This is a genomic window from Caulobacter sp. 1776, assembly GCF_040545685.1.
GTDB lineage: Bacteria > Pseudomonadota > Alphaproteobacteria > Caulobacterales > Caulobacteraceae > Caulobacter.
In genome coordinates this window covers 29,548-49,203 of the sequence record NZ_JBEPMI010000004.1, presented here as the reverse complement: position 1 = coordinate 49,203, position 19,656 = coordinate 29,548, and the positions used below count along the sequence as shown (strand labels likewise).

General features: G+C 67.8%; 19 protein-coding genes. 9 read left to right on the top strand and 10 right to left on the bottom strand.

Annotated elements, in window-relative coordinates; all coding sequences use genetic code 11:
• Positions 1-51 precede the first annotated feature (51 nt).
• Positions 52-594: a peroxiredoxin gene (locus ABIC66_RS11525; protein ID WP_354070418.1), complete on the bottom strand. Its 543-nt coding sequence runs from the start codon at positions 592-594 to the stop codon at positions 52-54.
• Positions 595-709: 115 nt separating this feature from the next.
• On the opposite strand from ABIC66_RS11525, the gene ABIC66_RS11520 reads away from it, so the two are divergent.
• From ABIC66_RS11520 to gmk, 8 genes are all read left to right on the top strand, one after another.
• On the top strand, positions 710-1,189 hold the full coding sequence (locus ABIC66_RS11520) for a group II truncated hemoglobin (RefSeq protein ID WP_354070416.1): 480 nt from the start codon (positions 710-712) through the stop codon (positions 1,187-1,189).
• 81 nt (positions 1,190-1,270) lie between these two features.
• Positions 1,271-2,215 (top strand): ACP S-malonyltransferase, encoded by a 945-nt coding sequence (fabD, locus tag ABIC66_RS11515; RefSeq protein WP_354070415.1) that lies wholly within the window; start codon positions 1,271-1,273, stop codon positions 2,213-2,215.
• Positions 2,216-2,333: 118 nt separating this feature from the next.
• Positions 2,334-3,074: a 3-oxoacyl-[acyl-carrier-protein] reductase gene (fabG, locus tag ABIC66_RS11510; protein ID WP_354070413.1), complete on the top strand. Its 741-nt coding sequence runs from the start codon at positions 2,334-2,336 to the stop codon at positions 3,072-3,074.
• 252 nt (positions 3,075-3,326) lie between these two features.
• Positions 3,327-3,563 carry an acyl carrier protein gene (locus tag ABIC66_RS11505; RefSeq protein WP_004615098.1) on the top strand — a complete coding sequence of 79 codons (237 nt, stop codon included), beginning with the start codon at positions 3,327-3,329 and terminating at the stop codon, positions 3,561-3,563.
• A gap of 181 nt (positions 3,564-3,744) precedes the next feature.
• Positions 3,745-5,025 carry a beta-ketoacyl-ACP synthase II gene (gene fabF, locus ABIC66_RS11500; protein ID WP_354070410.1) on the top strand — a complete coding sequence of 427 codons (1,281 nt, stop codon included), beginning with the start codon at positions 3,745-3,747 and terminating at the stop codon, positions 5,023-5,025.
• Positions 5,022-6,119 carry an endolytic transglycosylase MltG gene (mltG, locus tag ABIC66_RS11495; protein WP_354070408.1) on the top strand — a complete coding sequence of 366 codons (1,098 nt, stop codon included), beginning with the start codon at positions 5,022-5,024 and terminating at the stop codon, positions 6,117-6,119. Before fabF ends, mltG begins: the two co-directional genes overlap by 4 nt.
• Before the next feature lie 3 nt (positions 6,120-6,122).
• Positions 6,123-7,004 (top strand): YicC/YloC family endoribonuclease, encoded by an 882-nt coding sequence (locus ABIC66_RS11490; RefSeq protein WP_354070406.1) that lies wholly within the window; start codon positions 6,123-6,125, stop codon positions 7,002-7,004.
• Entirely contained in the window at positions 6,997-7,638 is a 642-nt protein-coding gene (gene gmk / locus ABIC66_RS11485; RefSeq protein ID WP_354070404.1) for a guanylate kinase, read from the top strand. Before ABIC66_RS11490 ends, gmk begins: the two co-directional genes overlap by 8 nt.
• A gap of 45 nt (positions 7,639-7,683) precedes the next feature.
• Here the strand turns inward: gmk and ABIC66_RS11480 are convergent, their stop codons facing one another.
• The 3 genes from ABIC66_RS11480 to ABIC66_RS11470 all read right to left on the bottom strand — a co-directional run bounded on the left by ABIC66_RS11480 (position 7,684) and on the right by ABIC66_RS11470 (position 10,727).
• Positions 7,684-7,941: a GlsB/YeaQ/YmgE family stress response membrane protein gene (locus tag ABIC66_RS11480; RefSeq protein ID WP_354070402.1), complete on the bottom strand. Its 258-nt coding sequence runs from the start codon at positions 7,939-7,941 to the stop codon at positions 7,684-7,686.
• A 279-nt stretch (positions 7,942-8,220) separates the two neighbouring features.
• The gene (locus ABIC66_RS11475) at positions 8,221-9,903 is read right to left on the bottom strand and encodes a sensor histidine kinase (RefSeq protein ID WP_354070400.1); all 1,683 of its coding nucleotides are present in this window, start codon (positions 9,901-9,903) and stop codon (positions 8,221-8,223) included.
• 77 nt (positions 9,904-9,980) lie between these two features.
• Positions 9,981-10,727 (bottom strand): MauE/DoxX family redox-associated membrane protein, encoded by a 747-nt coding sequence (locus ABIC66_RS11470; protein ID WP_354070398.1) that lies wholly within the window; start codon positions 10,725-10,727, stop codon positions 9,981-9,983.
• Positions 10,728-10,793: 66 nt separating this feature from the next.
• Here ABIC66_RS11470 and ABIC66_RS11465 point away from each other — a divergent pair, with 66 nt between their 5' ends.
• A complete protein-coding gene (locus ABIC66_RS11465; RefSeq protein WP_354070396.1) occupies positions 10,794-11,195 on the top strand; it encodes a MerR family DNA-binding protein in 402 nt (133 codons plus the stop codon).
• A 263-nt stretch (positions 11,196-11,458) separates the two neighbouring features.
• Here the strand turns inward: ABIC66_RS11465 and rsmA are convergent, their stop codons facing one another.
• The 6 genes from rsmA to lptF all read right to left on the bottom strand — a co-directional run bounded on the left by rsmA (position 11,459) and on the right by lptF (position 19,511).
• Positions 11,459-12,277 (bottom strand): 16S rRNA (adenine(1518)-N(6)/adenine(1519)-N(6))-dimethyltransferase RsmA, encoded by an 819-nt coding sequence (gene rsmA / locus ABIC66_RS11460; protein WP_354070394.1) that lies wholly within the window; start codon positions 12,275-12,277, stop codon positions 11,459-11,461.
• Between the two features lie 24 nt (positions 12,278-12,301).
• Positions 12,302-13,303, bottom strand: a complete 1,002-nt coding sequence (gene pdxA / locus ABIC66_RS11455; protein ID WP_354070392.1) for a 4-hydroxythreonine-4-phosphate dehydrogenase PdxA — start codon at positions 13,301-13,303, stop codon at positions 12,302-12,304.
• Positions 13,304-13,311: 8 nt separating this feature from the next.
• Entirely contained in the window at positions 13,312-14,682 is a 1,371-nt protein-coding gene (locus ABIC66_RS11450; RefSeq protein WP_354070390.1) for a peptidylprolyl isomerase, read from the bottom strand.
• Positions 14,683-14,852: 170 nt separating this feature from the next.
• Positions 14,853-17,279 (bottom strand): LPS-assembly protein LptD, encoded by a 2,427-nt coding sequence (locus tag ABIC66_RS11445; RefSeq protein ID WP_354070388.1) that lies wholly within the window; start codon positions 17,277-17,279, stop codon positions 14,853-14,855.
• A complete protein-coding gene (gene lptG / locus ABIC66_RS11440) occupies positions 17,272-18,372 on the bottom strand; it encodes an LPS export ABC transporter permease LptG (protein ID WP_354070386.1) in 1,101 nt (366 codons plus the stop codon). Before lptG ends, ABIC66_RS11445 begins: the two co-directional genes overlap by 8 nt.
• Entirely contained in the window at positions 18,372-19,511 is a 1,140-nt protein-coding gene (gene lptF, locus ABIC66_RS11435; protein ID WP_354070384.1) for an LPS export ABC transporter permease LptF, read from the bottom strand. The genes lptG and lptF overlap by 1 nt, the downstream gene beginning before the upstream one ends.
• Positions 19,512-19,656 lie beyond the last annotated feature (145 nt).

Sequence of the window (19,656 nt, the reverse complement as noted above, 5' to 3'; positions counted from 1 at the left end):
CGCGCGACCCTCAAGCCGCGCGGCTGGTTGAAACCCGAAAAGGCTCGCTACTTACTTCTTGCCGGCCTTGTAGGCCTTCACGGCGTCCATGGTCTGGGTGACGTGGCCGGCGAAGTTGCCGTCGGTATAGGCCATCAGGATCTTGTGGTCGGGCGCGATCACGTACGAGGTGCGGTTCGACCATTCGGGCTTCTGCGACAGCACCACGTCGTAGCTCTTGACCAGGGCGGCGTCGGCGGCGGCCACCGCGAACTTGTCGCGGCAGTGCTCCTTGGAGAAGTCCTTGATGCGGTCGACATTGCCGGCCGTGACGCCGATCACCGTGGCGCCCAGCTTCTCGAACTCGGGCGTGGCCTCGGCGAACTCGTGGGCCTCGGCCGTGCAGCCGGCGGTGTAGGCGGCCGGGAAGAAGTACAGCACCACCGGACCCTTCTTGAGGGCCTTGGCCAGCTTGAAGTCGAAGTCCTTGCCGGCCAGGGCGGCCTTGGCGGTGAAGTCCGGCGCCTTGTCGCCGACCTTCAGCGCGGCCAGGGCGGGGGAGGTGGCGGCCAGGGCGAGGGCGGCGGCGGCGATACCGGCGAGCAGACGGGACATCGAAGACTCCAGCGGGAGGATGTTTGCGGTCAGGTCTTGGATAACCCCATTCTCCCGTCTTCCAAACCGCTACCTTCGTCGTTACCTGCCTTGGCGACGTGTTGGGGAGAAGACTATGGCCCTGGGTGATTCCGAGACTCCGACCCTGGCTGCGTGGGCCGGCGGTCCCGAGCGGTTCAAGACGCTGTTCGAGACCTTCTACGCCAAGGTGCCGAACGACCCGATCCTGGCCCCAGTCTTCGCCCACATGGACCCCCAGCACGCCGCCCACGTGGCGGCCTTCGTCGGCGAGGTGTTCGGCGGACCCAAGACCTATACCGAGGCCGGCGGCGGCCATGCTTCGATGATCCGCAAGCACATGGGGCGTCACCTGACCCAGGAACAGCGCCGGGCCTGGGTGGCCTTGATGCTGGAGACCGCCGACGAGGTCGGGATGCCCGACGATCCGGAGTTCCGCGCCGCGTTCGTCGGCTATCTGGAATGGGGCACGCGCCTGGCCGTGATCAACTCGGCCGAGGGCGTTCCCGAACCCGAGGGCGAACCGCCGATGCCGGTGTGGGGCTGGGGACCGCCGGGAGGGCCCTGGTTGGGCTGACAGACGGGGCCGACTTGCCGCCCAGGCCCCTTTGGCCTAACCCTCCGCCCCTTGAATTGACTTGAGACGGAGCGGGCCATCATGAGCATCGCCTTCATTTTCCCCGGCCAGGGCAGCCAGTCGGTCGGTATGGGCGTCGATCTGGCCGAGGCCTTCGCCGCCGCCCGCGAGGTGTTCCAGGAAGTCGACGACGCCCTGGGTCAGAAGCTGTTCGCCCTGATGAAGGAAGGTCCCGAAGGCGACCTGACCCTGACCGAGAACGCCCAGCCGGCCCTGATGGCCGTCAGCCTGGCCGTGACCCGGACCCTCGAGAAGGAGTTCGGCGTCGGCGTCGATCGCGCCGCCTTCGTGGCCGGCCACAGCCTGGGTGAATACTCCGCCCTGGCCGCCGCCGGCGCCATCACCCTGGCCGACACCGCGCGCCTGCTGAAGCTGCGCGGCCAGGCCATGCAGCGCGCCGTGCCGGTGGGCGAGGGCGCGATGGCCTCGCTGATTGGCCCCAAGACCGACCTGGCCCTGGCCGAAGCCGCGGCGGCGGCGGGCTCGGAAGTCGGCGTCTGCGTCGTGGCCAACGACAACAACAACGGCAATGTGGTGATCTCCGGCGCCAAGGCGGCCGTGGACAAGGCCATCGAGAAGGCCAAGGAATTGGGCGCGCGGGCCATTCCGCTGAATGTCTCGGCCCCATTCCACTGCCCGCTGATGCAGCCGGCCGCCGACGAGATGGCCGAGGCGCTCGCCAAGACGACCATCATCTCGCCCCGCGCGCCCCTGGTCGCCAACGTCACTGCCGCCCCCGTCCACGACCCGGACGTCATCCGCAAGCTGTTGATCGAGCAGGTCACTGGCCGGGTCCGCTGGCGCGAGAGCATGACCTGGCTGGCCACGGACGGCGGGGTCACGCGTTTCGCCGAGGCCGGGGCCGGCAAGGTCCTCTCCGGCATGGCCAAGCGCATCGCTCCGGACGCCGAGGCGACCCCGCTGAACACGCCCGCCGATCTCGAAGCCTTCGCGGCTTCGCTTTAGAAACTGTCATCCCGGCCAAGCGCGAAGCGCGCAGAACCGGGACCGCGACACGCGCCGGCGCTTCCGGCGATCCCGGCTCTGCGGCCGGGATGACAATTTTGGATTGGGAGACCCAACCATGTTCGACCTCACCGGCAAGACCGCCCTCGTCACCGGCGCCACCGGCGGCATCGGCGGCGCCATCGCCCGCGCCCTGCACGGCCAAGGCGCCCACGTCGTCCTCTCGGGCACCCGCGAATCGGCCCTGGCCGAGCTGAAGGCCGACCTGGGCGAGCGCGTCTCGACCGTGGTCGCGAATCTCTCGGACGCCGAGCAGGTCGACGGGCTGGTCGCCAAGGCCGAGGAAGCCGCCGGCGCGCCCCTGGACATCGTGATCGCCAACGCCGGCGTCACCCGCGACGGCCTGATCGTCCGCATGAAGGACGAGGACTGGGAGACTGTGATCAAGGTCAATCTGGAAAGCTATTTCCGGCTGTCGCGCGCCGCCGCCAAGGGCATGATGAAGCGCCGCGCCGGCCGCATTATCGGCATCACCTCGGTGGTCGGCGTGACCGGCAATCCAGGCCAGACCAACTACGCGGCCTCCAAGGCCGGCATGATCGGCTTCTCCAAGGCCCTGGCCCAGGAACTGGCCAGCCGCGGCGTGACCGTGAACTGCGTGGCGCCCGGCTTCATCGCGAGCCCGATGACCGACGCCCTGAACGAGCAGCAGAAGGCGGGCATTCTCTCGACGATTCCCGCCGGCAAGCTGGGCGAAGGGAGCGATATCGCCGCGGCGTGCGTTTTCCTGGCCAGCGACCAGGCCGGCTACGTCACCGGGCAGACCTTGCACGTCAACGGCGGCATGGCCATGATCTAAAACCCCCAGAGCCTGTCCGTTTCAGATGGCCGCCACCTGAAACGGATAAACGGGCTCTGACGTTAAAAGCCTGAAGCGCGTTCAGCGGCGCAACCGCTAACACTTTCGTTGAACGCGCTTCGGGTCCTCCTTCGGTCTGCCGCTAGCAAGCCGAAAAGGAACGTGATAGGCGGAGCCCGACAATTCCTGCGAATAGCGTGGTTTCGCCTCGCTGTTCACGGGCCGAAATTTTCTCAACGAGGGACTAAAAGAATGTCCGACATTCTCGAGCGCGTGCGTAAGATCGTCATCGAACACCTGGATGCCGATCCCGAGAAGGTCACCGAGAAGGCTTCCTTCATCGACGACCTGGGCGCCGACAGCCTCGACAACGTCGAGCTGGTGATGGCGTTCGAAGAAGAGTTCGACATCGAAATCCCGGACGACGCCGCCGAGCACATCCAGACGGTTGGCGACGCCGTGAAGTTCATCACGGAAAAGACCGCCTAAAAGACGTCGAGTTCGCACACGCGAACCTGACCATTTCCGCCGCGTCGCACGGGCTCTTGCCATCGTGCGCGCGGCGGTTTTCGTTTGCGGCCCAAAATACTATAGGCCAGGGATTCGCGGCTGGCGGCTGAGGGGTGTTCTCCCTAGATCCCGTCCCGCATCGAAGGTTTGGGAGTGATCCATGCGTAGAGTCGTTGTCACGGGTATCGGCCTGCTGACCCCTCTGGGCCAGGGCGTCGACGTCACCTGGAAGAACATCCTGGCCGGCAAGTCCGGCGCGAACCGCATCACGGCCTTCGATCCGACCGACTATGCCTGTCAGGTGGCCTGCGAAGTGCCGCGCGTCGACGGACGCGGCGGCGGCGGTCCGGACGTCGAGGGTTCGTTCGACCCCGACCAGACCATGAGCCCGCGCGACCAGAAGCGCGTCGACGACTTCATCCTGTATGGCATCGCCGCGGCCGACGAGGCCATCAAGGATTCGGGCTGGGTTCCGCAGACCGACGAGGACAAGTGGCGCACGGGCGTCATTCTAGGCTCGGGCATCGGCGGCCTGTCGACGATCGCCGACACCGCGCTCGAGCTGGAGGCCAAGGGCCCGCGCCGGGTCAGCCCGTTCTTCATCTCCTCGGCCCTGATCAACCTGATCTCGGGTCAAGTCTCGATCAAGTACGGCTTCAAGGGCCCGAACCACGCGGTCGTGACCGCTTGCGCCACCGGCGCCCACGCCATCGGCGACGCCATGCGGCTGATCAAGTACGGCGACGCCGACGTGATGGTGGCTGGCGGCGCCGAGGCGGCCGTCTGCAAGGTCGGCATCGCTGGCTTCATCGCCTGCCGCGCCGTGTCCACCGACTGGAACGAAACCCCCGAGAAGGCCTCGCGTCCCTATGACAAGGACCGTGACGGCTTCGTGATGGGCGAGGGCGCCGGCGCCCTGGTCCTGGAAGAGTACGAACACGCCAAGGCGCGTGGGGCCAAGATCTACGCCGAGGTCGTGGGCTACGGCCTGTCGGGCGACGCCCACCACATCACCGCCCCGTCGGAAGACGGCGAAGGCGGCGGCCGCGCCCTGGCGGCGGCCATCAAGGACGCGGGCCTGCAGCCCTCGGACATCGACTACGTCAACGCCCACGGCACCTCGACCATGGCCGACGGCCTGGAAGCCGGTGCGGTCGAGCGCTTCCTGGGCGACCACGCCAAGAACGTCGTCATGTCCTCGACCAAGTCGATGACGGGCCACCTGCTGGGCGCCGCCGGCGCGATCGAAGGGATCTTCTCGATCCTGGCGATCCGCGACCAGATCGCCCCGCCGACGATCAATCTGGACAATCCCGACGTCCACGTCGCCATGAACCTGGCGCCGAACAAGGCCGTGCCGATGAAGATCGACGTGGCCGTGTCCAACAGCTTCGGCTTCGGCGGCACCAACGCCACCGTCGTGTTCAAGAAGGTCACGTGAGCAAGAAGACGCCGCCTCGCGCCCGCGCCCCTCAGCGGGCCAAGACCAGCCGTCGTGAGACGGCCTCGCTTGGTCGCCGCATCTTTCGGGCCCTGTTCGGAGCCGTCACGACCCTAGTCGTGGTCGGCATGGTCGCCCTGCTCGGCGCCGCCTGGATCTATCAAGGACCCGGGCCGGCCGCGAAGGGCGGCGACAAGACGACGGTGATCCTGCGCAAGGGCGCCAGCCTGCCGGAAATCGCCGCCAGCCTGGAGCAGGGCGGCGTCATTCGCTCTTCGTCGATCTTCATGACCGCCGCCAAGCTCACCGGCGCGGCGCGAACCTTGAAAGCCGGCGAATACGAATTCGACAGCCGCGCCTCGATGGCCGCCATTCTGGACAAGGTCCGCCACGGCCGCATCGTGCGCCACTGGATCACCGTGCCCGAAGGCCTGACCTCGGACATGGTCATGGACATCCTGAACAAGTCGGACGTGTTGGTGGGCGACGCCGCCACTCCGCCCGAAGGCGCCATCCTGCCCGAGACCTACGAGGTCCAGCGCGGCGAGGACCGGGCCGCCGTGCTGAAGCGCATGATGGACGACCGTGACAAGCTGCTGAACCAGCTGTGGGCCAACCGCCAGCCGGGCCTGCCCTACCAGACGAAGGAGGAGGCCGTGACCATGGCCTCGATCGTCGAGAAGGAGACCGGCAAGAAGGGCGAGCGCCCGCAGGTCGCGGCGGTGTTCATCAACCGCCTTCGCACCGGCATGCGGCTGGATACCGACCCGACCGTGATCTACGGCATCTCGCGCGGGCGGCCGCTGGGCCGGGGCTTGCGTCGGTCCGAGCTGGATCGGGTGACGCCCTACAACACCTACAAGATCGACGGCCTGCCGCCGACCCCGATCGCCAATCCGGGCCGCGCGGCGCTGGAAGCGGCGCTGAACCCGGCCAAGACCGACGACCTCTATTTCGTCGCCGACGGTACGGGCGGCCACGTGTTCGCCTCGACCCTGGAGCAACACAACGCCAATGTCGCCAAATGGCGGCAGATCGAGCGCGATCGGGCGGGCGATGTTCCGGTCGTGCCGGCCAAGCCGGCGGGGACCTAGACGATGGCGCTCTCGGGGATGACCGGTTTCGCTCGGGTCGACGGCGCGCACGGCGCCTGGACCTGGGCGGTCGAGGCGCGCAGCGTCAACGGCCGCAACCTCGAGACCCGTTTTCGCGGTCCGCCGGGCTTCGACGCCCTGGAGCGCGCCGCCCGCGACGGCGCGCAGGCCCGCTTCCAGCGCGGCCAGCTGACCGTCAATGTCCAGGCCAAGCGCGCCGAGACCTCCGGCGAGACGCAGGTCAATATCGCCACCCTCGAACGCTACCTGACCGCGGGCGGGCCGTACGTCGCCACCGGCATGGTCGCCAAGCCCACCCTGGACGGCCTGCTGGCCCTGAAGGGCGTGATCGAGGCGCGCGAGGACGAGGACGACGCCGAGACGCGCGCGGCCGTCGAGGCGGCCATGGCGGCCTCGATCGCCCAGGCCCTGGACCGCCTGAAGGCCGCGCGGCTGGAGGAGGGCGCGGCTCTCGATCCGGTGCTGCGGGGCCTGACCGACCGCATCGAAGCCCTGACCGTCCAGGCCGAGGGCGAGGCCGCCGGCCAGCCGGCGGTGCTGAAGGAGCGCTTCGCCCGCCGCATGGCCGAACTGGTCGGCGAGGCGGCCAGCGAGGAGCGCATCGTCCAGGAAGCCGCCGCCCAGGCCGTCAAGGCCGACGTGCGCGAAGAGCTGGACCGCTTGGCCAGCCACGTCGCCGGCGCGCGGGCCTTGCTCTCGGGCGAGGGCGCGTCGGGCCGGCGGCTCGACTTCCTGTCCCAGGAATTCATGCGAGAATCCAATACCCTCTGTTCGAAGTCGGCCCTGACCGCCCTGACCGCGATCGGTCTGGAGCTGAAGGCCGTGATCGAGCAGTTTCGCGAGCAGGTCCAGAACGTTGAATAAGCCCCATCACCCCCATCGCGGCTTGCTGCTGATGGTCGTCGCCCCCTCGGGCGTCGGCAAGACCTCGCTGACCCGCCGCCTGGTGGCCGACCACAACGACCTGCACCTGTCGATCAGCGCCACGACCCGTGAGCCGCGTCCGGGCGAGCACGACGGCCGCGACTACCACTTCGTCACCCGCGACAAGTTCCAGGAGATGATCGACCAGGACGCGTTCCTGGAGTGGGCCGAGGTCTACGGAAACTTCTACGGTAGTCCCAAGCCGCCGATCATGGCCGCGCTGGAGCGGGGCGAGAGCGCGTTGTTCGACATCGACTTCCAGGGCGCGATGAAGGTCCACGCCCAAGCCAGGGAGGACAGCGTGCTGGTCTACATCCTGCCGCCGTCGCTGGCCGAGATGAGCCGCCGCCTGCACGCGCGCAGCCAGGACAGCGAGGAGGTGATCCATCGCCGCCTCTCGCGCGCCAAGGACGAGGTCGCCGACTGGGAGCGCTTCGACTACGTCATTCTCAATGAAGATTTCGACCGCGCCTATGCGGATCTGGCCCACATCTATCACGCCGAACGTCTGAAACGGGCTCGCAACCCGTGGATCGGCGGCTTGGTGGGCGATCTCCTGAAGGAAGAGATCTGAAGGATCAGCGGCGGGTGCAAGCCCCGCCGCCGCTAGCCTCGCGCGCTATAGGGCGCGTCGGGCGAAGATCAGGTGGTAAAGCGCCAGGATGACGACGGCGCCGATAGTGGCCACCAGCAGGCTGTAGAGGTTGAAGCCCGACACGCCGCTGTTACCGAACTGGTTGAACAGCCAGCCGCCGACGAACGCGCCGACGATGCCGAGGACAATATCCATCAGCACACCGCTGCCGGTGCGGTTGACGAGCTTGCTGGCGATGAAGCCGGCGATCAGGCCCAGAAGAAGCCAGGCGAGAATGGACATCGTAGGGACTCCATGAGCGGTCGCCCTATGCGACCCTGCTCAAACAAGAGCCCGACGGCGCCGTTAGTTCCCAAAGGGACTAACGCTTCGTGAGGTCCTGCACATAGGCGATCAGCTTCTCGGCCGGCGCGCGGCCCAGGGCGATGAACAGGCCAGAGCCCAAAACGGCTCCGATCAAAAACGACAGGCTCATCGCGCATTTCCCCTACGACCGACACTGAGGCAGCTATTGCAGATGCTTCGTGTCCGCGCCAAGGCGACATCAGGGCGCTGCGACGATCAGTCGTTGGGCGCCGTTTTCTGGGCGCCTCTGGGGGGCGTCAGGATCGTCAGCACGCAGCTCAGTCCTTCCGGCGCGTAGTCGAATTGCGACGATCCGGCCAGCTCGCCCTTCAGGCTGGCGGCGATCAGGCGTGAGCCGAAGCCGGTGCGCTTGGGCGGGGAGACCAAGGGTCCGCCGCGTTCGCGCCAGGCGATGACCAGGCGGGTGCGGCCGTCCAGGCTCCAGGTCACGGCGACGCGGCCGGTCTCGATCGACAGGGCGCCGTACTTGCTGGCGTTGGTGGCCAGCTCATGGAAGATCATCGCCAAGGCCACGGCGGCGTTGGGCGCCAAGGGCAGGGGCGGCCCCTCCAGCGTGACCTGCTCGCCATAGGGCTCCAGAGCCTCGGTCAACAGCTCGCCCAGATCGGCGGCTTCCCAGCTTCGCCGGGTCAGAAGGTCGTGAGCGCTGGCCAGGGCGTGGAGGCGGTCGTTGAACTGCTCCAGCCCATTCTCACCGCCGCGATCGTTTTCGGCGCGCAAGCTGTGGCGGGCCAGGGACTGAACGACGACCAGGGTGTTCTTCACCCGATGGTTCAGCTCGTTGATCATCAATTGCTGGCGTTCGGCGGCTTGGCGGGCCTCGTCCTCGCGCGCCCGCAGGATGTCGGCGGCCGCCCGCAGCGAGCCGCGCACCTCGGCGATCTCCTGCAGGTGCGAAGGGGCGGGGTCCAGCGGCGCGCCGGCGGCCAGGGCCTCGGACTCGGCGACCAGGCCGCGCACGTCGCGAGAGATCGGCCGCGCGAAGCCGATGGCGGCCGCGACGCCTAGGGCGATCAGCAGGGCCGCGCCCGCGACGGCGGGACCCAGCGAGTCCAGCACGGCCCGGTTCAGCTCGTCGCGCGGCACGCCGACGATGAAGGTCCAGCCGTACGTCGGCGAGCGGCTGAAGGCCGACAGGGTCTTGATCCCGTCCAGCGTGCGGCTGTGGATCACGCCGTCATTGGCGTGAGCCATGGCGTTCCGCATGTCCTGGCTGGCACGCTTGCCCAGCATCTTTTCCTGGTCGCGCGACCGCGCCACCAAGGCGGCGTTGCGGTCGACGATGCTGGCGGTCCAGCTGTCCGGGAGGGCCTGGGCGGTCATCAGAGCGTGGAAGGCGGCCGGGTGCTGCATGTAGGCCAGCACGAGCAGCTTGCCCTTCACCAGGACGGGCGCGTTGACGCCGATGATGGGGGGCGCGCCCTGACGCGGGATCAGGTTGCTGACGTTGGACTTGCCGGTCGTCATCTCGCGCCAGGACGATGGCGTGACCGGAGCGTGCGGCGTCGGCGCGCCAGGCGGTATCCGGGTATTGATCAGCTGCTGGTCGCGGGTCATCAGCACGATCCAGCCCTCGCGGCCCTGGACCGCCTCGCGGGCCTGTTTCTCGAAGGTCGCGAGATCGCCCTCGGCCAGGGCGGGCGAGACGGCAAGGCCCTGAAGCACGCTCTGTCCCTGACCGATCTGCCGGTCGGTGGCCAGGGACAGGGCGCGCGTCATGCCGACCAGCTGCGTGGAAAAGCGGCGCTGGCTCTCGCCATACTGCACCGCGACCAGTGCGCCCATCAGCAGAATGGCGGGCGCAGCAAGGGTCAAAGCCATGAAAAGAAGACGCCGCGCAACCGTCGAGGGCGCCTTCACCGCACTGTTGGTGGTCACGTTCGCCTCGCCCTGCCCAAGCCAAGGCTGGAGAGCATCGCCGCAACCGTCAATAGGTCTCGACGTCGTAACGCGTATCAGGCGTGGCGGGCCAGCAGCATCCAGACGGCCATGGCCGCCATCATCAGGTTTTCGGTCAGAGAGACGAAGCCCAACGGCACGTTGCTGTCGCCGCCGACGCAGGCGCATTTCAGCTCGCGTTTGTCGATGTAGACCGCCTTGAACACCGACACCGCCCCGATCCCGCCGATGGCCAGGCCCAGCGGCGCCGATAGCCAGGTCAGCACGCCTGCCGCCATCAGAACGCCCGCGGCCAGCTCGGCGAACGGATAGACATAGCCGTAAGGAACCCAGCGACGAGCCAGGATGTCGTAGTTCAGGAACATGGTCGAGAAGGTTTCGACGTCGCGCAGCTTCAGCATCGCCAGCAGGCTCATGCTGAAAGCGACGAACCATTCGGCGGCCTGTACCGTCAGCGGCGTTGCGAAGGCCGCTTGGCTGGCCGCCAGGGCCATGAGCGCGGCGACCGCGAACACGGCGAGCACCGGCGTATAGGTCAAGGCCTTGGGGTCGCGGACCTTCAAGCCGAAGCGCCTGCGCAGATCGTCATAGCCGCCGATCCGCTGGCCCTCGATGAAGGCCTGGGGCGTGGTCGCCACGTCGTGTTTGGTCTTGAAGGCGTCCGTCTCGGCGCGGGTGCGCAGCCAGCGGTCCTCGACGTCGTAGCCCTTGGCTTTCAACAGGCGCCGCGCCTTCAGCCCGTACGGACAGACGTGCTCGGGCATGACCATGCGATAGAGCACGGCTTTTTTGGCGGGACGCATCGCATCACTCCTTTGGCGATTTGGCCCACCCCATGTAGGTTCCGTACCATGGTACGGAGTCAAGGCATGGCGGTGACGATCGCGGGGCTGGCGCGTGAAGGCGGCGTTGGCGTGGAGACGGTGCGCTACTATCAGCGCCGGGGCCTGCTCCGAACGCCCGACAGGGCTGAGGGTTCGGCGCTGTCGGGCGGGGTCCGGCGTTACGACGCCGAGGACGTCCGGCGGCTGCGCTTCATCCGCTCGGCCCAGGCCGCGGGGTTCACGCTGGAGCAGATCGGCGAATTGCTGAATCTCGACGCGGGCCAAGACCACGCGCGAGCCCGCGACCTGGCCCACGAACGGATCGCGGCGCTGGACGCCAAGATCGCTGAGCTTCAGGCGGCGCGGACGGCCCTGGCGCGCCTGGCCCGCGCCTGCGTGGCCTCGGACGCCGGCCCATGCCCGATCATCGAGGCGTTCGAGCCGTAGGCGAGAGGGGCCCTAGACGAGGATAGCCAGGGCCGAGAAGCCGAGCAGGGCGCAGGCGATGGTCAGGCGGACGATCATGGACGGCTCCTCAGGCACGGACGTTCGCCGCCCGCGCCAGGAAGCGCGACTGAAGATGAACCCAAGCTGAAGCTTAGAGTCTGTCCGCTGCTGACGGAATCATCAGAACGGATGAACAGGCTCTATTTCAAACATTGAGAGCGTGGCAGGCGCCGAGACCAGCTCACACTTTCGGCTGGCACGCTCTAAGTCAAGCTCGCCTTGGCCAGGGCCAGGAAACCTGCCAGGTCGATGACCTCGGCGCGAGCGTCGGGGCTGACGCCGGCCCTTTCGCAGAGCGCCGCGCCACCCAGGCCCTTGAGGCTGGAGCGCAGCATCTTGCGGCGCTGGCCGAAGGCGGCGGCGGTGACGCGTTCCAAAGCGGCGATGATGTCGGCGGGCGGCGGATCGGGCCGGGGAACCAGCCGGACCACGGCCGAGGCGACCTTGGGCGGCGGCGTGAAGGCCTTGGCCGGCAGGTCCATCACGGTCCTGGCCTCGCACAGCGTCTGAGAGATCACCGCCAGGCGGCCATAGGCGTCGTCGTCGGCTTGCGCGACGATACGGTCGGCGACCTCCTTCTGGAACATCAGGGTCATCGACAGCGGTTTGAACGGCCCGGTCAGCCAGTTGATCAACAACTGGGTGCCGACATTGTAGGGGAGGTTGGAGACCACGTGCGCCGCTCCGCCGGCGGCCTTGGCCCCGTCGACCTTCAAGGCGTCGCCCTCGACCAGCTCCAGTCGGCCGTCGGCGACCTCGGCCAGTTCGGACAGCAGTGGCAGGAAGCGGCTGTCCTTCTCGACCGCCACGACGCGCGCGCCGGTTTCGAGCAGGGCCCGCGTCAGACCGCCGGGACCAGGGCCGACCTCCAGCACCGTGTCGCCTTCGCCAACCTGGGCCATGCGGGCGATCTTGCGGGTAATGTTGAGGTCCAGCAGGAAGTGTTGGCCAAAGCTCTTGCGCGCCAGCAGGTCGTGGCGCTCCAGGGCCTCGCGCAGGGGCGGCAGGTCGGCCAGGCTCATCTCGTGTCTTTCCCTGGGATCTTCTCAGGCGTCGCGGCGGGCGGCGATCTGAGCCGCCAGCTGGATGGCGGCGATCAGGCTATCGGGACGGGCCACGCCGCGTCCAGCGATGTCGAAGCCCGTGCCGTGGTCGGGCGAGGTGCGCACGATCGGCAGGCCCAGGGTGACGTTCACGCCGCCCCAGAAGTCCAGCATCTTGACCGGGATCAGGGCCTGGTCGTGGTACATGCAGAGGACGCCGTCGTAGCGGACGCGGGCTTCCGGATGGAACAACGTGTCGGCCGGGGCGGGACCGACGGCGTCGACGCCCCGGTCCTGCAGCACACGCACCGCCGGAGCGATGATCTCGATCTCCTCGCGGCCCAGGGCTCCGCCTTCGCCGGCGTGGGGGTTCAGGGCGGCGACGGCCAGGCGCGGGGTCTTGATCCCGAAATCGCGACGCAGGGCCTCGGCGGTGACCAGGCCGCTGTTGACGATGGCCTCGATGGTCAGGGCGCCCGGGACCTTGGCGAGGCTGGTGTGGATGGTCACCAGCGTGGCGCGCAGGTCGCTGGCGGCCAGCATCATCACCGGCCCGCGCGCGCCTTCGAAGCGGGCGGCGGCGGTCAGCTCGGCCAGGAATTCGGTGTGGCCCGGAAACTTGAAGCCGGCCTCGTACAGCGGGGCCTTGGCGATCGGGGCCGTCACCAGGCCGCTGACGGCGCCGGACAGGGACAGGCCGACGCCTGTCTCGATCCAGCGGATCACCTGCGGCGCATAGGCGGGCGAGGGCTGGCCGGAAATGACCGGCGAGAGCAGGGGAATGTCGATGACCGGCAAGGCCTCGGAGAAGGCGCGTAGGCCCTCTTGCGGGCCGGTCACCGCGCGGACCTTCACCCCGCCGCCGGCCGAGGCCAGCAGCTGGGCGTCGCCCACCACGACGAAGGGCGGCCCTTCATGGCGGAGGGCTTGCCAGGCCTTGGCGATGATCTCCGCGCCGACGCCGGCCGGATCACCGGCGCTGAGGGCGAGGGGACGGTCCGTCACCCGCGCGTTCACCGAGTCTCGATGGTGGCCTGATTGCGCAGGTCACGCAGATAGCGCTTGGCGATCAGCGCCAGTTGCTGGCCGCGCAGGCGGTTCTCAATCTGGTCGCGCGACGGGGCGTTGGCGCCGCCCTGGCGCTTACCGCAGACGGCGATCAGGTGCATGCCGGCGTCGGTGCGGATCGGGTCCGAGATCTGGCCGACCTCCAGCTTGTTGGCCGCCTCCTGGAAGGCCGGCGCCAGGTCGGTGATCTCGGCCTCGCCGAGGTCGCCGGCGACTAGGCCGTCGACCTTGCCGGCGGTGGCCTCTAGGCTCGCGCAGCTGGTGATCTTGGGTTTGAGGTCGGTCAGCAGCTTGGTGGCCGCGGCGACCTGGGCCTCGGTGGCGTCGGCGGCCAGCGGGGCGGCGACCTGCTTCAGATCGACGATCGCGGTCTTGGAGCCGGCGCGCTTGTCGCGCAGGTAGATGATGTAGACGCCATCCTTGACCTGGATCGGCTTCGACAGCTGGCCGGGGCGCAGCTGCTCCAGGGCGGCGTCGACCTCGGGCGGCATCTCGCCCTGGTTGACCCAGCCTACGTCGCCGCCATTGGCGGCGGTGGCCGAGCCCGAGAACTGGCGGGCGACGGCGGCGAACGGCGCGCCCTGCTGCATCTGGGTGATCAGTTGGGCCGCGCCGTTGTTGGCGACTTCCATGCCGCCGACGCGGTTGGCGTCCAGGAACACTTCGCTGATCTGGTACTGCGGCTTGGCGGCGGACTCGGCCAGACGGCGCTGATAGGCCTTGATCTGGTCCTCGCCGATGCGCAGGCGCGAACCGTAGCGGCCCTGGATCCAGGACTGCCAGCTGGAGTCCGCGCGCAACTGGGCGCGCCAGGTCTCCAGGCCGATGCCCTGGGCGACCAGCGACTGCTTCAGCTGGTCCGCGGTCATCTTGTTGGACTGGGCGATATCGGCGATCTGCTCGTCGACCTCCTTGTCGGTCGAGATGATCGTGATCTTCTGCTGCTTCTCGACGCGCTTCAGCTCCTGCATCTGCAGGCGCTCGTCGATCAGCGAACGCAAGGCTTCCTGCTCGATCTGGGGCAGGTTCTCCTGGGTCGGCTGCATCCCCGAGGTCGCCATCAGCAGGCGCATGCGCTGCATCACGTCGTAGCTGGAGATGATGTCGTCGTTGACGACGGCCGAGACGCTTTCCGACAGCGGCTGCGGCGCGGCCGGAGCCGGCGCGGCGGCGGGCGGGGCCGCGACCTCGGGCGCGGGCTGCTGGGCCGCGGGTTGCTCCTGGGCCAGGGCCGGCAAGCCGAGGCCCGCCACGGTCAGGGCGAGAATGGACGCGGCGCCGGCCGCGAAAGTCGTAACGCTACGCGCAGACCGCATGGATAGTGTCGTTCCTCTAGGCCCAGGCCGCCCCCTCGGGAGCGCGGTCGGTTTATCTTGTGTTCGGGAGCGGCGACGCCGAAGCCGGCGTTTTTTCCTTTCGGCCGTCGCCCCCGAGGCGTGCATGCAAGGCATGCGGGCCGCCCCGCACGCCCCCCAAGCGCGGTTACTTAGTTCGAGCTGTACCCTGTATCACCTAATGTGGCGAGCGTTAGGCGGAACACGATGGTTCGATCGGGCTGCAGCCGCAGGCCGCTGGCCGTCGAGGCGTAGCGGTCTTCCTGCTGGTAGATCACGTCGATGCGAATGCAGTCGTCCTGGTAGGCGACGCCCACGTCCCGGCGCCGCCAGACGTCGTAGACCATGTCGCGCTGCCCGAAGGTGGTCAGCGAGAAGCGTTTGGTCAGCTTGACCTCGCCGCGGACTTCGAAGCTTTCCTGGCGGGAGCCGTTGGAGTCCAGCTCGTCCTTCAGGTAGCGGACCGAACCGCTGGCGCGCTTTGTATAGGCGTCCAAGCCCGTTTCGATCCGGTGGATCTCCTGGGTCTGGGCGTCGAGGCGCGTGCGCACGAAGGCGTTGATCCCGTGGACCGGCGTGACGGTGGCCGCCACGATCCAGTCCGACGACTTGCTCTGCAGGCCGGTGCGGGCCGGCAGCAGCGGGTCGAACTTGGTGCGGAAGCTGCGGCCGACCAGGATGCTGCCGCCGCGGCCGTCGGGCAGGCTGTAGGTGGCGCGACCGCCGACGTTGACGCGCTGGCCGCCTTCATACAGGTCGAAGCCGGGCGACTTGTTGGCCTGGAACAGGTTGGTCTCGTCGAACTCCAGCGTCGCGCTATCCTCGTTGTAGAGGTAGCTGGTCGTCCCGTTGCGGGCGACGACCACCGGCACGCGCGAGCTGTCCGAGCCGACGGCCACCTGGGCCAGGGGCTCCAGCACGATGCTGCCGCCGTTGGTGAGCGGCTTGTAGAACGGCAAGCTGAAATCGACGCCGCCGACGCCGAGGGTGCGGGTATAGGTTTCCTTGGCGTCGTCGCCCAGGGCCGCCGCCGCGGGGGTGACGTAGGTCTTGATCGAATAGGCGTCGCCGCGCGCCTGAGCGAACGGCGAGATCTTCAAGCCGTTGCCGACGATGGTGCTGGCGCGCCAGTCGGCCTTGACGCTGGCGCGGCTGGAGTCGACGCCATTCTGGCCTTTGTAGGCGCCCAGGAAGTAGGGGGCTTCGCCGTATTGCGATTCCGAGCGGTTCAGCATCACGCCCGAGCCCTGCAGGCGCAGGCGCCCGCCCAGGACAGGAGCGTTTGGCTCCCAGCGGGCCTCGACCAAGGGGCCGATCAGCGGGAAGGCGCCGCTGTTCTCGAAGGCGTTGGCCGAGTTGGTCGCCGAATTGATGCCGACCACGCGCAGGCCCTGGACCGAGACGGCCGAGACCGACAGCCACGAGCGGGCGTCCTGGCGCGTGGTGTACAGCTGCGAGACCAGCCTGTGGTCGTCGCTCGTGAACAGGCCGCGCTGTTGGTAGACGTCGTTGACCTTGTACTTGTCGAACAGCAGGGCGTCGGAGACGCGTTCGGCCGAGAAGCCCCACTTCCAGTGCTGGTCGATGTCGAACTTGCCGTGGGCCAGGATGTAGCTGCGCAGGGTGTTTTCGCCGAAGCGGTCACCGTGGATGTCGAATTCCTTGTCGTAGGTGAAGCCGCCCCGCGCCTCGAGCATGCCCGAGTAGAAGCGCTTGCGGTAATTCACGTTCAGGAACGGATTGACCTGGCTGTTGATCTGCGGGGTCAGGATCACGTCCGACGACGGCGAGATCACATAGAGATAGGGCTGGTTGTAGGAAATGCCCCGGCCCTTGGAGAAGTCGATCTTGGGGGCCAGGAAGCCCGAGCTGCGCTTGGCCTGCGGGTCGGGGTGCCAGAATAGCGGCATGTACAGGATCGGCGCGCCCCACAGGTGGATCACCGCGTTCTTGTAGTAGATCAGCTGACGCTTCTTATCCTGGACGATCCGGTCGGCCGAGACCGACCAAGTCGGCTTCGGGTGCTCGGCGCAGACCTCGCAAGGCGTGTAGATCGCCTTGTTCAGCTCCTGGATGTTGGCGTTGCGGCGCACGGCGGTGGCGGAAGCCACCTTCATGTTCTGGTCCAGGCGGGCGGCGAAGTTGCGCGCGAAGCCGGCTTTGAAGTCCTTGTCGGCTTCGAAGTGATCGGCGAACTCGGCCGTGCCGTCGGGATTGATGATCTGGACGTGACCGTCGGCGGTCACCGCGCCGGTCTTGTTGTCATAGACCACCTTGTCGGCGCGCAGGGTGCGGCCCTGGTAGCGGGCCTCGACCGAGCCCGTCGCGGTCATGATCTGGTTCTTGTCGTCGCGGACCAGCAGGTCCGATTCCAGATAGTAGCCCTCATCGCCCAGTCCATCGGACGGCGCGGCCGAAACCACCGGCGTCGGCGGGATCGAGACCAGGCTTTGCTGGGCGTGGGCGACGCCCGCGCAGGCGAGCGTCCACGACGCCGCGCTGCCCAGGAGCAGCATGCGGCAAGCGGCGCTGTGACGCGTTTCAGTCATGGACGACCTTGGAAGCAATGACTCACCCATCTTCCGTATAGCAAAGCAAAGTGAAGCCCGCCAAAATCGCGATGATCGGCGGCGTCCAGGCGGCGATGGACGGGGCCAGAACGTCCGCCTTGCCCAACGTGCTGCACAGCTCGTTGAAGAAAAAGAATCCGAAGCCCAGCGCGACGCCAGAGCCGGCCAGGGCCGCCAAGCCGCCCAGGCGCATCAGGCGCAGCGAAAACGCCGCCGCCAGCACCGACATGGCCGCGAACAGCAGGGGCGTGGCCAGGTCCTGCTGCAGGCGCAGCTTGAACGGCGCGGCCGAGAAGCCGGCGTCCTCGGTGCGCTGGATCGTGGCGGGAAGACGCCACAGGGCCACCGCCTGGGGCGTGTTGAATCGCTCGGACGCCGTGCGATCGTCCAGGTTCGAGGGAATCGACAGGCTATCCGAGCGGATGGCCCCGGCCCCGGGCGTGGCCTCGCGCACGCCGGTCAGGCGCCAGAAGCCCGGCTCCAGCTTGGCCTCGTTGGCCTCGATGCGGCGCGTGAAGTCCATCACGCCCTTGTTGTTGAGGCTGTAGACGAACAGCGACACGCCCTTCAGCCGCACCGAACCGTCGACGATGTCGCGGGCCCGAGCGCGGATGACGATCTGGGTCTTGTCGTCGCCCTGGCGCAGCCATGTGCCCTTGGGCGCTTCCTTCAGATAGCCGTTCATCACCATGTCGCGCTCGGACTCGAACTTGGCGGTCATGGCCGTGGTCAGCGGATTGAGCAGGGTGATGGTCAGGAGGCCGATCACGAACGAGGCCGAGGCCGCCGGCATGATGAAGCGCCAGGCCGAGACGCCGGCTGCGCGCATGGCGATCAGCTCGCTGCGGCGGTTGAGCTCGACGAAGGCCCACATGGTGCCGAACAGGAAGACGAACGGGGCCAGCACCAGGATGGTGGCCGGGGCCTGCAGGATGGTCAGATACAGAAGCTGGAAGAAGCTGGCGTCGGCGCGCGTGCCGACGTTGCGCGCGATGTCGACGAAGGCGATCAGCATCACCATCGCGCCCAGCACCGCCAGGGCGCCCACGAGGGCGCTCATGGTGCGCTTGAGAACGTAGCGTTCCAGCATGCCCATGGTCATCAGGCCGCTCCCGCCCAGGCCGAGGCGGCCTTGGCCAGCTTGGCCTTGCGACGCGTGGAGACCTTCTGGCGGAAGATCTGCGACAGGCCCCACCACATCGCGGCCAGCGGCACGACATATTGCAGGATGTTCAGCCAGGCGCTGTCCTCGCAGGCCGCCTGCACGCCGAAGCCGACGATGCGCACGACGCCCGCGGCCGCGCCCACGGCGGCCATCCGCTTGCCATAGCCCATGCGGCTGAACGAGCCGCCCAGCACGGCGGCCAAGGCCATGGTCATCAGGGCGATGTTGTAGAGCGGCCCGGCGAAACGCGAATGGCCCTCGGCCAGCATCTTGCCCGCGTTCCGCTGCTCCCATTCCTGGGTCATGTCCGGGAAGAACAGCTCGTGCGGATAGCGGTCGGCGATCTTGTAGTGCAGCAGCTCGTCGCCGTGGGTGAGGCTGGAGAGGTCGAAGGTATATTCGTCGAACGAGGTGTACTGCAGCACGCCCTGGCGCGAGAACTGCTGGTTGGAGCCGTGGCGCATGATCAGCACCGGCTCGCCCCGGCGGGTGGCGATCTCGGCCTCGCGCGACGAATAGGTCGAGGCCGCGCCGTTGGGCAGTTCCTGGTGGATGAAGAGGTTCTGGATCTTGTTGTCGCGGTCGATCGACTGCGCATAGACGGTCAGCCCCGGACCCGGCTCGGTGAACTGGCCCGGCTGGACGAGGGTCGAGGCCACGTCGGTCTTGATCTCGAAGGCGGTCTCGCGGATCTGCCGGGCGCTCCAGGGTTGCAGCCACAGGCCGCTGATCAGCGAGACAAGGGCCGCCATCACCGCTAGGCGCATGGCCGGCGAGATCACGCTCCAGCGGCTCATGCCACCGGCGAAGCAGACCACGATCTCCTGCTCGGTGTGCAGCCGGTTCAGCGCCACCAGCGCGGCCACGAACAGGGCCAGCGGCATCATGATGCCCAGCAGCTGGGGCAAGGCCAGGACGATGATCTTCAGGAAAACCAAGGCGCTCTGGCGCTGTTCGACCAGGACGTCGAATTCCGACAGGCTGCGCGCCAACAGGGCGAGCGCCACCAGCGCCGCGGTCGCCAGAAGCGTCGGGCCCAGCAACTGGCGGAAAAGATAACGTTCTATGAGGCGCATGCGGGGACGTTCGGGGCGGATGGATTCGTGGGACGAACCCCGAAGATGCGTCGTTCTACACGGGGGCTTTGCGTCGGCACAACCGGGGACCTAACTTGACTGTCCCGAGTGGGGGCGAACGGAGCCTTTTCTAAGGCGCGGCATT